The organism is Streptomyces sp. S063, from assembly GCF_002832675.1.
Taxonomy (GTDB): domain Bacteria; phylum Actinomycetota; class Actinomycetes; order Streptomycetales; family Streptomycetaceae; genus Streptomyces; species Streptomyces sindenensis.
Map to the genome: position 1 here is coordinate 5,959,923 of NZ_CP021707.1, position 12,627 is coordinate 5,972,549.

At 71.0% G+C, this 12,627-nt stretch carries 9 protein-coding genes; 4 read left to right on the top strand and 5 right to left on the bottom strand.

Translation table 11 applies throughout. The annotated features are described in order from the left end of the window. Positions 1-110 precede the first annotated feature (110 nt). A complete protein-coding gene (locus CCZ36_RS27455) occupies positions 111-392 on the bottom strand; it encodes an HPr family phosphocarrier protein (protein ID WP_007449776.1) in 282 nt (93 codons plus the stop codon). A gap of 96 nt (positions 393-488) precedes the next feature. On the opposite strand from CCZ36_RS27455, the gene CCZ36_RS27460 reads away from it, so the two are divergent. The 4 genes from CCZ36_RS27460 (at position 489) to CCZ36_RS27475 (ending at position 6,071) form a co-directional block, all read left to right on the top strand. Beyond that, complete coding sequence (locus CCZ36_RS27460) at positions 489-3,527, top strand: bifunctional acetate--CoA ligase family protein/GNAT family N-acetyltransferase (protein ID WP_128818781.1); 3,039 nt, start codon at positions 489-491, stop codon at positions 3,525-3,527. A gap of 65 nt (positions 3,528-3,592) precedes the next feature. Next, on the top strand, positions 3,593-4,189 hold the full coding sequence (locus tag CCZ36_RS27465; RefSeq protein WP_006128099.1) for a DUF5998 family protein: 597 nt from the start codon (positions 3,593-3,595) through the stop codon (positions 4,187-4,189). Continuing rightward, entirely contained in the window at positions 4,189-5,376 is a 1,188-nt protein-coding gene (locus CCZ36_RS27470) for an alkaline phosphatase family protein (protein ID WP_069739008.1), read from the top strand. Before CCZ36_RS27465 ends, CCZ36_RS27470 begins: the two co-directional genes overlap by 1 nt. 44 nt (positions 5,377-5,420) lie before the next feature. Continuing rightward, positions 5,421-6,071: a thymidine kinase gene (locus CCZ36_RS27475; protein ID WP_069739007.1), complete on the top strand. Its 651-nt coding sequence runs from the start codon at positions 5,421-5,423 to the stop codon at positions 6,069-6,071. A 24-nt stretch (positions 6,072-6,095) separates the two neighbouring features. Here the strand turns inward: CCZ36_RS27475 and CCZ36_RS27480 are convergent, their stop codons facing one another. The 4 genes from CCZ36_RS27480 to CCZ36_RS27495 form a co-directional block, all read right to left on the bottom strand. Continuing rightward, entirely contained in the window at positions 6,096-8,990 is a 2,895-nt protein-coding gene (locus CCZ36_RS27480) for a helix-turn-helix transcriptional regulator (protein WP_128818782.1), read from the bottom strand. Between the two features lie 277 nt (positions 8,991-9,267). Then, positions 9,268-10,254: an NAD-dependent epimerase/dehydratase family protein gene (locus CCZ36_RS27485; RefSeq protein WP_069739005.1), complete on the bottom strand. Its 987-nt coding sequence runs from the start codon at positions 10,252-10,254 to the stop codon at positions 9,268-9,270. Positions 10,255-10,276: 22 nt separating this feature from the next. Further along, a complete protein-coding gene (locus CCZ36_RS27490; protein ID WP_069739004.1) occupies positions 10,277-11,572 on the bottom strand; it encodes a nucleotide sugar dehydrogenase in 1,296 nt (431 codons plus the stop codon). Positions 11,573-11,691: 119 nt separating this feature from the next. Then, positions 11,692-12,372, bottom strand: coding sequence for a PIG-L deacetylase family protein (locus tag CCZ36_RS27495; RefSeq protein ID WP_234428151.1), 681 nt, complete (start codon positions 12,370-12,372; stop codon positions 11,692-11,694). Positions 12,373-12,627 lie beyond the last annotated feature (255 nt).

The window sequence follows — 12,627 nt, forward strand, 5'->3', positions numbered from 1 at the left end:
CTGCCCGCATTATCGAGATGCGGCTCTCTCGAAAACGAAAAGGCCGTGATCCCTTGACGGAATCACGGCTTTCGCGCGCGTCGCATCCGGACGGACCGGAGGCGGAGGGGTCAGACGGTCTCCGGGAGCTCTTCCAGGCCCTCGGCGACCAGCTTCGCCAGCCGGTCCAGAGCGGCCTCGGCGTCGTCCGCGTCGGACGCGAGCACGATCTCCTCGCCACCCTGCGCGCCCAGACCCAGCACGGCCAGCATGGAGGCGGCGTTGACCGGGTTGCCGTCGGCCTTGGCGATCGTCACGGGGACGCCGGAGGCCGTGGCGGCACGGACGAAGATGGAAGCGGGGCGGGCGTGCAGGCCCTCGGCCCAACCGACGTTTACGCGGCGCTCAGCCATGGTTCTGCCCTTCACATATCAACGGTTGTCTAGACCAGTCTCTCATGCAGTGCGTGGTGCTGTGCCCGGCCTCCCGTCCGGCCGTAGGCTTTGGCCATGGAGCCCACGCCGGAACAGAGTCCGCATCACGCGTACCCCGACCACTGGGAAGCGGACGTGGTGCTCCGCGACGGGGGCACCGCGCGCATCAGGCCGATCACCACGGACGACGCCGAGCGACTGGTCAGCTTCTACGAGCAGGTGTCCGACGAGTCGAAGTACTACCGCTTCTTCGCCCCGTATCCCCGCCTATCCGACCGGGACGTGCACCGCTTCACCCATCACGACTACGTCGACCGGGTCGGACTGGCGGTCACGATCGGCGGCGAGTTCATCGGGACCGTCCGCTACGACCGCATCGACGACAGGGGCCGTCCCGCCTCTGCCCCCGCCGACGAGGCCGAGGTCGCCTTCCTCGTCCAGGACGCCCACCAGGGCCGCGGAGTCGCCTCGGCGCTGCTCGAACACATCGCCGCGGTCGCCCGTGAGCGCGGCATCCGGCGCTTCGCCGCCGAGGTGCTCCCCGCCAACAACAAAATGATCAAGGTGTTCCGGGACGGCGGGTACACCCAGCGCCGCAGCTTCGAGGACGGCTCCGTCCACCTCACCCTCGACCTCGAACCCACCGAGAAGTCCCTCGCCGTCCAGCGCGGCCGGGAACAGCGCGCCGAGGCCCGCTCGGTGCAGCGGCTGCTCGCCCCGGGCTCCGTCGCGGTCATCGGCACCGGCCGCACCCCCGGCGGCGTGGGCCGCACGGTCCTGCGCAACCTCCTCGCCGCCGGCTACACCGGCCGCACCTACGCCGTGAACCGCGCCTTCGACGAGGGCCCGGCCACCCTCGACGGGGTCCCCGCCCACCGCTCGCTCGGCGAGATCGACGAACAGGTCGACCTCGCCGTGATCGCCGTCCCCGCCCACCGCGTCCCCGAGGCCGTCGCCGACTGCGGCGAGCACGGCGTCCAGGGCCTGGTCGTCCTCTCCGCCGGTTACGCCGAGCGGGGCGCCGAGGGCCGCGAGCTCCAGCGCGAACTGGTCCGCCAGGCCCGCTCGTACGGCATGCGGATCATCGGCCCGAACGCCTTCGGCATCATCAACACCGCCGAGACCGTCCGGCTCAACGCCTCCCTCGCCCCCGAGTCGCCCGCGCGCGGCCGGATCGGGCTGTTCACCCAGTCCGGCGCGATCGGCATCGCCCTGCTCTCCGGCCTCCACCGGCGCGGCGCGGGCCTGTCCTCGTTCATCTCGGCGGGCAACCGGGCCGACGTCTCCGGCAACGACTTCCTCCAGTACTCCTTCGAGGACCCGGACACCGACGTCGCGCTCCTCTACCTCGAATCGCTCGGCAACCCCCGCAAGTTCACCCGCCTCGCCCGCCGCACCGCCGCCGTGAAGCCCGTCGTCGTGGTGAAGGGCGCCCGGCACAGCGGCACCAACCCGCCCGGCCACGCCGTCCCGGTCAGCCGCATCCCCGACACCACGGTCTCCGCGCTGATGCGCCAGGCCGGCGTCATCCGGGTCGACACCGTGACCGAGATGGTCGACGCCGGGCTCCTGCTGGCGGGCCAGCCCCTCCCGGCCGGCCCCCGGGTCGCCATCCTCGGCAACTCCGAGTCCCTCGGCCTGCTGACGTACGACGCCTGCCTCGCGGAGGGGCTGCGGCCGCGCCCGCCGATCGACCTCACCACCGCCGCCTCTCCGCAGGACTTCCGCGACGCGCTGGCCGAGGCGCTGGCGGACGGGACCTGCGACGCCGTGATCGTCACCGCCATCCCGTGGGTGGGGGAGAGCGGCGAGGCCGAGACCGGTGACGGCCAGGTGCTGGCCGAGGCCCTGACCAAGGCGGTGGCCGGGGGTTCCGCCAAGCCGGTGGCCGTCGTCCACGTCGAGATCGGCGGCCTCGCCGAGGCGCTGGCCGCCGCGAGCAGCACGGCGGCCCCGCGACCGCGGACCCCCGCGCTCCGGACCCCGTCCCCGGAAGCGGACGCGGCCCGGGGGGCGGCGGACCGGGCGGGGACCGCCGGCCCGGAAACGATCACGGGCCGGGCGGCCGGGACCACCGCCCCGGCAACGCCCGCCGCCCAGGCCGGGCCCACCGCCCCGAGGGCGGCGACCGCCCCGGCGGTTCCCGGACCGGCGACCTCCGCGACGCCTTCCCCCGGCACGCCCGCCCCCGCACCACCGGCCTCCGAAGCGCCCGCCCCCGAGACCCCGCCCCGCCCCGGCCGCATCCCCGCCTACCCCGCCGCCGAACGGGCCGTACGCGCCCTCGCCGAGGCCGTGAAGTACGCCCAGTGGCGGCGGCAGGCAGCCGTGCCGGGCAAGATCCCCGAGTTCCTCGACGACACCATCGACGAGGCCGGGGCCGCCGCCCTGATCGAGGCGCAGCTCGCCACCGCCCCCGACCCGCGCGGGCGCCCGCTCAGCCACGACGAGGCCCGCGAACTGCTCGGCCACTACGGCATCGACGTACGCCCCACCCTGCCCGCCCCCGACCCCGAGGCGGCCGTCGCCGCGGCGGCCCGGCTCGGCTACCCGGTCGCCCTCAAGACCACCGCCCCCCACCTGCGACACCGCGCCGACCTCGGCGGTGTCCGCCTCGACGTCGCCGACGAGGAGGCGCTGCGCCGGGCGTACGGAGAGCTCACCGACCTCCTCGGCAAGCCCGCCGAACTCCTCCCCGTCGTCCAGGCGATGGCCCCGCGCGGCGTGGACACCGTCGTGCGGGCCTCCATCGACGCGGCCGCCGGGGCGATCCTCTCCTTCGGCCTCGCGGGCGCGCCCTCCGAACTGCTCGGCGACACCGCGCACCGGCTGGTCCCCGCCACCGACCGGGACGCCGCCGAGCTGATCCGGTCCATCAGGGCGGCCCCGGTGCTCTTCGGCTGGCGCGGCTCGGCCCCGGTGGACACCGCCGCGCTCGAAGAACTGCTACTGCGGCTGTCCCGGCTGGTCGACGACCACCCGGAGGTGGTCTCCGTCGCGCTCGAACCCGTCGTCGTCGCCCCGCAGGGGCTGACCGTGCTGGGCGCGAGTGTCCGCCTGGCCCCGCCGCCCGCCCGGAGCGATGTCGGCCCCCGCCGCCTTCCGAACTACTGAGACCCGCCGGCCGGCGGCCACCGGGGCGTCCCCGGCAGTCACCGGCCCGCCGTAGGATGGTGCTCATGGCAAAGACCGGTACGACGACGAAGGGGCTGCGCGCGGCGATCGAGCGCAGCGGCTACTACCCGGCCCTCGTGGCCGAGGCGGTGGAGGCCGCCGTCGGCGGGGAGCCGGTCGCTTCGTACCTGGTCCACCAGGAGACCACGTTCGACTCCAACGAGGTCCGCCGTCATGTGACGGTCCTCGTCCTGACCGAGCACCGGTTCATCGTCAGCCACACCGACGAGCAGGCCGCCGACACCAGCTCCCCGACGCCGTACGCCACCACCTCCACCGAGTCGGTGAAGCTGGAGCGGATCTCCTCCGTGGTCGTCAGCCGGGTGGTGGCCAACCCGGAGAAGTACGTCCCGGGCACCCTGCCCCGCGAGGTCGTCCTGACCATCGGCTGGGGCGCGGTCTCCCGCATCGACCTGGAGCCCGCCGCCTGCGGCGACTCCAACTGCGAGGCCGACCACGGCTACACCGGCAGCTCCACCGCCGACGACCTGAGCCTGCGGGTCAGCGAGGCCGGTGACGGCCCCGACGCCGTGCGCCAGACCCTCGCCTTCGCCCAGGCGCTCTCCGAGGCCACGGCCGCCACCGCGGCGAGTGGCCGCTGATGGCCCAGCCCGCCTGGCAGGACCCCGCGCCGCTGGCCCTCGACACCGCGCCCGTACCGGAGTACGGCAGCGGCTCGCTCGCGGACCTGCTGCCGACGCTCGCCGCCGGGCTGGAGGTGCCGGGCTTCACCGTCGCGATCCCCGAGCTGACCCCGGCGAGGCGCAACTGCGTCTTCCTGATCGACGGCCTCGGCTGGGAGCAGATCAAGGCCCACCCGGACGAGGCCCCCTTCCTGCACTCCCTGCTGCCCACCTCGCGCGGAGGCACCGGCCGCCCGCTCACCGCGGGCTTCCCGTCCACCACCGCGACCTCGCTCGCCTCCGTCGGTACGGGGCTGCCGCCCGGCGAGCACGGCCTGCCCGGTTACACCGCGCGCAACCCGCGCACCGGCGAGCTGATGAACCAGCTCCGCTGGAAGCCCTGGACCGAGCCGAAGGCCTGGCAGCCGTACCCGACGGTCTTCCAGCTCGCCGACGCCGCGGGTGTGCACACCGCGCAGGTCTCCGCGCCGATGTTCGAGCAGACCCCCCTCACCAAGATCGCGCTCAGCGGCGGTTCCTTCCTCGGCCGGCTCTCCGGCGAGGACCGGATGGACGTCGCCGCCCAGCGCCTCGCCGCGGGAGACCGCTCGCTCGTCTACACGTACTACAGCGAGGTCGACGGCAAGGGCCACCGCTTCGGCACCGACTCCGACGCCTGGCGCGGCCAGCTGATGTACGTCGACGGGCTCGCCCGGCGCCTCGCCGAGCAGCTCCCGCCGCGCTCCGCGCTCTACATCACCGCCGACCACGGCATGATCGACATCCCGTTCGACGAACAGTCCCGGATCGACTTCGACGAGGACTGGGAGCTGAGCGCCGGCGTCGCCCTCCTCGGCGGCGAGGGCCGCGCCCGCCACGTCTACGCGGTGCCCGGCGCCCAGGCCGACGTCCTGGCCGTCTGGCGCGAGGTCCTCGGCGAGCAGTTCTGGATCGCGAGCCGGGACGAGGCCATCGCGGCCGGGTGGTTCGGTCCGACGGTCGACGAGCGGGTGTACGGGCGGATCGGCGACGTGGTCGCCGCCGCCCACGACGACGTGATCATCACGGCCTCCGTCAACGAACCGCACGAGTCGGCCATGGTGGGCGTGCACGGCTCCCTGACCCCCGTGGAACAGCTCGTCCCGCTCCTCGAAGTACGCTCGTAACCCCTCCTGCCCCACCACCCCCTCCGAAAGGTGCTCGACCTCTCATGCCCGAGCTGGTGTTCTTCTCCGGAACGATGGACTGCGGAAAGAGCACGCTGGCCCTGCAGATCGGTCACAACCGCTCGGCACGTGGCCTCCAGGGCGTGATCTTCACCCGGGACGACCGCGCGGGCGAGGGCAAGCTCTCCTCCCGGCTCGGCCTGGTGACGGACGCCGTCGAGGCCGAGGAGGGCATGGACCTGTACGGAAACATCGTGGACCGGGTCAGCCGGGGCGGCCGGGTCGACTACGTGATCGTGGACGAGGCCCAGTTCCTCGCTCCGGACCAGATCGACCAACTGGCCCGTGTGGTCGACGATCTGAAGCTCGACGTCTTCGCCTTCGGCATCACCACGGACTTCCGCACCAAACTGTTCCCGGGCTCCCAGCGGCTGATCGAACTGGCCGACCGCATAGAGGCCCTCCAGGTAGAGGCGCTCTGCTGGTGCGGGGCCCGCGCCACGCACAACGCCCGGACGGTCGGCGGGGTCATGGTGGTCGAGGGGGAACAGGTCGTCGTCGGGGACGTCGACCGGCCGGCCACGGAGATCGGCTACGAGGTGCTCTGCCGCCGTCACCACCGTCGCCGGATGACGAGCGCCGCCGCGCACGCGGGCGCGCTGTCGCCGGACGTGCTGCCGGTCTCCGCCGGGTGATTCCCCGCGGAGACCGGCAGCACGTCAGACGACGATGCCGATCCCGGAGTCGCTCCGGGGGCTTTCGTCGCTCGACATGAGCTGCGGATAGCGTGTCCAGAGTTCCTTGCTCAAGGTGCTCCGGCCGCTTATGCCCAGCTTCTTGTAGGCACGCGTCAGGTGCTGCTCGACCGTACTGACGGTGATGAACAGCCTGCTGCTGATCTGCCGGTTGGTGTGGTCGAGGGCCGCGAGCTGCGCGACGCGCTGTTCGGCCTCGCTGAGGACGGTGGCGTCATGTGTCTCCGATGGCTTGGAGCCGGGCGCCGCGGACCGTTCGGTACGCGCGGCCGGCGCACTCCGCGCCGGAGCGCCGACGGGCCGGGCCGGCGCCCGCCCGGAGCCGAGCGGCTGCGCGGGGATGCCTCGGGGGGTGAGCTTCTGGCCTTCTCCCGGGCTCCGTCGCTCGGCCGGCCAGCGCTGATCACCGGGCCGGCCGGTGCGGGGGGCGGTGCCGCTCCGGGGCGCCTTGTTGGCCATCCGGACGGTCCTGTCCACCTCCAGCTGGTCGCCCAGGGCCTGGAAGGACTCGGCGGCCCTGGCGAACAGGGCCGAGCGCTCACCGGGGGGGCCGGCCTGCGCCAGCACCCGGAGCGCGAGACCACTGCCGTAGGGGTCCTTCTCGGCCGACAGATCGAGCTGCTGTCTCGCCAGATCGCGGGCCATCGCCGTGTTGCCGAGATGCAGGTTGGCCTCGGCGAGGTCGCTCCGCCAGGGCACCAGCGAGGCTGCCGTCGCGTCCCAGTCCCGCACCAGCTGCTGGCACTTCTGGAACTCGCTGACCGCGGCGAGCGGCCGCTTGGTGGCGAGGTAGAAGTGGCCGCACGCGCGTAGATAGGTGAGCCCGCCCACCGTTGCGAACATCGCTTCGGGTACCGGACGGCGCAGCACCTTCGCCGCGTCGTCGTAACTGCCGCGGGCGATGTCGGCGAGCAGGAGAACGGTGAGCGGCTGCGCGATCGAGACGCCCCAGTTGTGCTCTCCGAGCATGTCGAGGCAGGCACGGGCCCGCTCGGCCGCGACGGCCACCTCGCCCCGTTGCAGCAGGATGCTCGCCCGGAGACCTTCGAGCATGGCCTGCCAGGTCACGGCGCCGCGCTGGTCCGCCTCCCGGACGAGCCGCTTGCACCAGCGTTCGGCGCGGTCGCTCCTGCCACTGCGCGCCAGTGCCATGATGGCCATGGCGAGAGCTTCCAGCGAGGTGTCGCTGAGACGGCAGTTCTGCAGGATCCGCTCGGCGCTGGCGTCGGTCGTCTCGTCCCCGCCGCCGCGCCAGATCTGCATCAGGCCGGCCGCCGTACGGTCCCAGAGCGCGGAACCCGGGTGGCTCCCGGAGTCGGCGTGCTCCTTCGTGCCGGCGACCGGGCCGAAGTGCCACTGATACGCGAGGTGCAGCTCGGCCTCGGTCTGGGGGTCGACGGACGCCGGCAGGGTGCTCAGCACCTGCTGGGTGCGGGCGAAGGTCTCGCGGTCGCCGTGCCACAGGGCGTGCCGCATGAGCGCGAAGCAGCCGGGCGCGTCCAGCGTCCCCGCGTACGCGGCCTCGCGCAGCGAGGATCCGTAGGCCGAGACGGCCGAGGGGTTGACCCGCCAGGTGTTGTGCACGAGCGACTGGCGGATGGCCCGCCGCTCGTCCTCGTCCTTCGAGCCGGTCAGCGCCAACTCCAGGCACTGGGTGGCGAACTGGACGTCGTCGCTGAGCATGGCCTGACCCGCCGCGTGCCGCAGGACGGGGATCGCCCAGGGCGCCGGTGTCTCGCCCGCCGCGACGAGATGGGACGCCACCTCGTTCGGGGTGGCCGCGTTCCAGTACTTCAGCTCGGCGGCCTTGCTGTGCAGCGCCGAACGGGCCCCGGGCGCGAGGCTGCCCAGGATCGCGGCCCGGGTGCTGGGGTGCTTGACCTGCCCCTTGACGAGCAGTCCGGCGAGATCGAGGGCGTCCATCATGCCGCTCACCGCGTCGGGATCGATCCCGGTGAGCTTCGCCACCATCTCCGTACCGCCGTAGTCGCCCAGTACCGCGACGGCGGAAGCGGTCTCCAGCAGTCTGATGTCCGGCCGGTCGAGGAAGGCGTGCACGGCCCGGGCGTACGCCGGGCCCACCGCGGGACGGCCGTCGCGGTCGCCGGCGAGGTAGTCGTCGACGAGGGCGGTCGTGAGCAGCGGGTTGCCCCCGCCCAGGGCGTGGAGCTGCGCCGGCAGGTCGGGACCGGGCGCTCCGTCGAGGGATTCGCGCAACATGGAACCGACGGCCCGCTTGGACATGGGCTGCAACTGGACGAAGTGGAAGTGCGGCTGGCGTGCGAAGCGCGCGCTGAGACGCATCTGCGCGGTCTGCGGAAGCCAGTCCGGCTGACTGAGGATCACCATCATCCTGGTGAACCTGATCCTGAGCTGGAGCTGCAGGATCAGCTTCAGAGACAGGTCGTCGGCATAGTGAAGATCATCGATCGCTATGACGAGAGGACGTGTCCGCGCGATACCCAGGAGTGCGTCGCAGAATCTGCGGGGAATTCGGGTGTCCGTCTGCCGGCGCCCCGGAACCGCGGACCAGTCGCTTTCATCCCCGGAATCCGGGGAAACTGTACCGGGGTCGTCGGGTATGTCAATGGGCAGAGGGGAATTGGCGAGGAGCTGGTCGAGTACTGCGGCATTGATTTGCTGCTCGTCCGGTGCGGCCGTCGCACTCAGCGTCAGAGCGCCCGAACCAGCGGCGTTGTGGAGAAGTTCGCTCTGCAGCGTCGTCTTTCCGCTGCCGACTCCACCACTGATGAAAACCAGGCGCCCGGCTCCTGCCACGCTGGATTCGAAGCTCTTCTCTAAGAATTGAGACGCACTGTCCGGTTCAAGAAGTCGTCTTCGGCCGTCAAAAAGCCTCATGTACACCTACCCCCGTACATGCATGGACCGGCAGGTCACGATTTTACTGCCCCGTGACCTTCATCACGCCAGGTACCGTACCAGACCGACTGTCACTGTGGTGTTTCAGTCGAGAGTTGATTCGGAAGGGGTGCGAAAGGCCCCGGGTAAGGGACGTGACGCACCGTGGGGCCGGCGCCCCAAGGTGTTTTTCCCCGTTTATGCACTGTTCCCGAAAGGGCGTGATGGTGTATACGAAGGGCGGGGTCCGAGCCGTCGGCAGGGGCGCGGCGGGCCGTCAGGAGGCCGGGATCTCGCGTCCCTGCCGCTCCAGGTCCTCGGCCACCGCCGCGATGATCTCGTCGAGCGTGCGCCGTGGCCGGAACCCGATGCGCTCCCTCGCCCTGGTGCAGTCGGGAATGCGCCGCTGCATGTCCTCGAAGCCGGGTCCGTACGCCTGCTCGTAGGGGACCTTCACGACGGGACTGCTCGACCCGGTCGCCTCGACGACCCTCTGCGCGAGCGCGGTGATGCTGATCTGTTCGGAGTTGCCGAGGTTGTAGACCGTGCCGTGGGTGTCCGCGTCCTCCAGGAGCGTGACGAGCGCGGGCACGATGTCGTGGACGTGGCAGAAGCACCGGACCTGCGTGCCGTCGCCGAAGACGGTGATCGGCTCGCCGGCGAGCGCCTGTCCCACGAAGCGGGGGATCACCATGCCGTACTGGCCGCTCTGCCGGGGCCCGACGGTGTTGAACAGCCGCACGATCACCGTGCTCACGCCGTACTCCACGCCATAGAGGTGGGCGAGTGTCTCGTCCAGCGCCTTGGCCTCGGCGTACGACCAGCGGTTCTTGAGCGGTGAACCGAGGACCCGGTCGGCTTCCTCGGAGAGGCCGTCGGCGGTGTTCTTGCCGTAGATCTCGCTGGTCGAGGCGACCAGGATCGGTACCCCGTGCGCGCGGGCCGTCTCCAGCACGGTCTCCGTGCCGTGCAGATTGGTCCGCAGACAGTCCAGCGTGTTGCCGAGGATGGTGAACACACCGACCGCGGCGGCCAGATGGTAGATCGCGTCGACTCCCGTCATACAGCTCTCGACCGTTTCCCGGTCGCAGACGGAGCCGCGGACGACACGCACAAGCCCGGGATGACCGGAGAACGGCGCGAGGTTGCGTTCGCTCCCCGTGCTGAAGTCGTCGAGGACGACGACCTCGTGTCCCAGGCCCAGCAGGTGCTCGGTGAGGTGCGAGCCGATGAAGCCGGCACCTCCGGTGATCAGGCAGCGCAAGAGCGGGTCCTCTTCCGGATACTCAGCAGGGTGCGGGACTGGGGGCGAAACGGTAGGTCGCGTCGACGGTCATGGGGCACTGATGGACCCAGGCGTAGTCGTGGTCCGGCTGCACGGTGTGCAGGAGAGCCGCGTCCCAGTCGGAGCCCGACGGCTCGACGATGCTCTCCAGCACCGTGCCGTCGGCGAGCGCGACGCGTTGGATCAGCGGGTCGTAGTAGCCGACCTTGGCACCCCGCCGGGTGAGCAGCTCGATGATCTCCAGGGCGGGTGACGAACGTACGTCCCGCACGCCCGGCTTGTAGCTCACGCCGACGACGAGGATCCTGCTGCCCGCCATCCCCTTGCCGTTGTCGGACAGCACGCCCTGGACGCGTTCCACGACCCGCCGGGGCCGTTCGGCGATCGCGTTCATCGCCTGGCGCACCAGCGGTGCGCCGGTGCGTGTCTCGCTCAACTGCCACAGCAGATAGTGCGGATCGCAGGGAATGCAGTGCCCGCCGACACCGGGGCCCGGGTGGAAGGGCATGAAGCCGTAGGGCTTGGTGCTCGCCGCGTCGATGACCTCCATCGGATCGAGCGCGAGGTCCGCGCAGATGTCGGCGAACTCGTTCGCGAGGGCGATGTTGACGGCCCGGAACGTGTTCTCGTACAGCTTGGTCATCTCCGCGACCTCGGGAGAGCCCACCCGGTGCGCGATCGGGCTCAGTGCCTCGATCACGCGGGCCGCCATGTCGGTGCACCGGGGCGTCACACCGCCGAGCACCCTGGGGGTCTCCTGCTGGGTGTGGCGGACGTTGCCCGGGTCGATGCGCTCCGGGCTGGACGCGACGAAGACGTCGGAGCCGACGGTGAGCCCGCGGTCGGTCAGCGGCTCGACCAGCATGGTGGCCGTCGTCCCGATGAAGCTCGTCGAGGTGAGGATGAAGGTCTGGCCGGCGCGTGCGTACCGCACCAGCTTGTCGCAGGCGTCGCTCAGCGGCCCGAGGTCGGGCAGCAGACGGCTGTCGACCGGAGTGGGCACACAGACCATGACCGCGTCCGCCTCGGCCAGTCTGGCGACATCGGTCGTGAGCTCGAAACCGCTCTCGCCCAGGGCCGTGGCGAGGCGTTCCCGATCGGGCCCGATCAGGTCGACATTCTGATTCCTGATCGCTTCGAGGCGATGCGGATCGTGGTCGATACCGAGGACTGAAATTCCGTTCGCGTGCAGTCCGAGTGCGGTCGGCAGTCCCACATATCCCATGCCGATTACCGCGACAGAAGAAAGCCGTGCTGAGCTGAATGGGACGTCCCCTGCGGTAAGCAGCTTCGCCATTATCTACTCGACTTCGTTGGCGGGAATGTTTTGATGGGGGATCTTACGAGCTGAGGCGTACCGCTTCCTACCCCTACCCGCCCCTACTGGCCCCGGCCGTCCCCGGCTGTCACGCCTGGTCATCGCACGGTCCTGAGCAGCTCGAAGGCCTCCGCGAACTCCTCCGTGATCTGCGAACCCCGGTACTCGGCGAGGGCCCGCACCCCGCGCTCGCTGCGCGGGCTCGGCCAGTTCTCCACCTCCTGCCCGTACTCCCGCAGCGCCTCGATCTTGCGCTCCAGGTGGGAGGCGCTCACGACCTCCCAGCAGTTGGGCGCGAACGTCGGCAGGCCCGAGGCCTCCCCGCAGTCGGTCGCCGAGCGGGTCTCGAAGCAGCGGATCTCCCGGACCCCTGACCTGCCGGGACGTCCGGCGATACGGGCCGCCCTGCTCACGAGCTGGTGGTCCATGCTCAGATCGCTCATGCTGGTCGTGAAGATGGTGTCGGGCCGGAAGTCGCGCACCTCGCGCTCCACAATGCGGTTCAGCTCCAGCTGGCTCTCGGCGTCGAGTCTGTTGTCGCCGAACTCCCGGATACCGACCCGCTCGATTCCGAGAATCTTCGCGGCCCTCTCGATGGCGGAAACGCGATTGGTGACACGCTGTCCCATTGCCGCCCGCGAACCGTCGTCGTTCGTCAGGACCAGCAGGCTGACCTGCACTCCTGCCTCGGTCAGCTTCGCTGTGGTCGCTCCGGCACCGAGCGTCTCGTCATCACCGTGCGCGACCACTATCAGGAGTTTGCCGGGCATTCTGTCCATCGGGATCCCCGCCTTCGACGGCAGCCCGGTGGGCCGCCCACTGGAAAGGCACGAATGTGCCAGCCGTCGAGATGGAGGGGCAACCCCTACCGGCCGGGGATGGCCGCCCGAAGGTGCATCGCAGCGCGCGGACCCTGCGGAATTTTGCGGGGCTCGTTAGGGGTGGGGTCACCATTCCCCCCGTCGTTCTTCCGCTCGTAAAGTGACGCCAGGCTCGGCAATCCAACTTGCGCAATGGGTGCGGCACATAAGTCT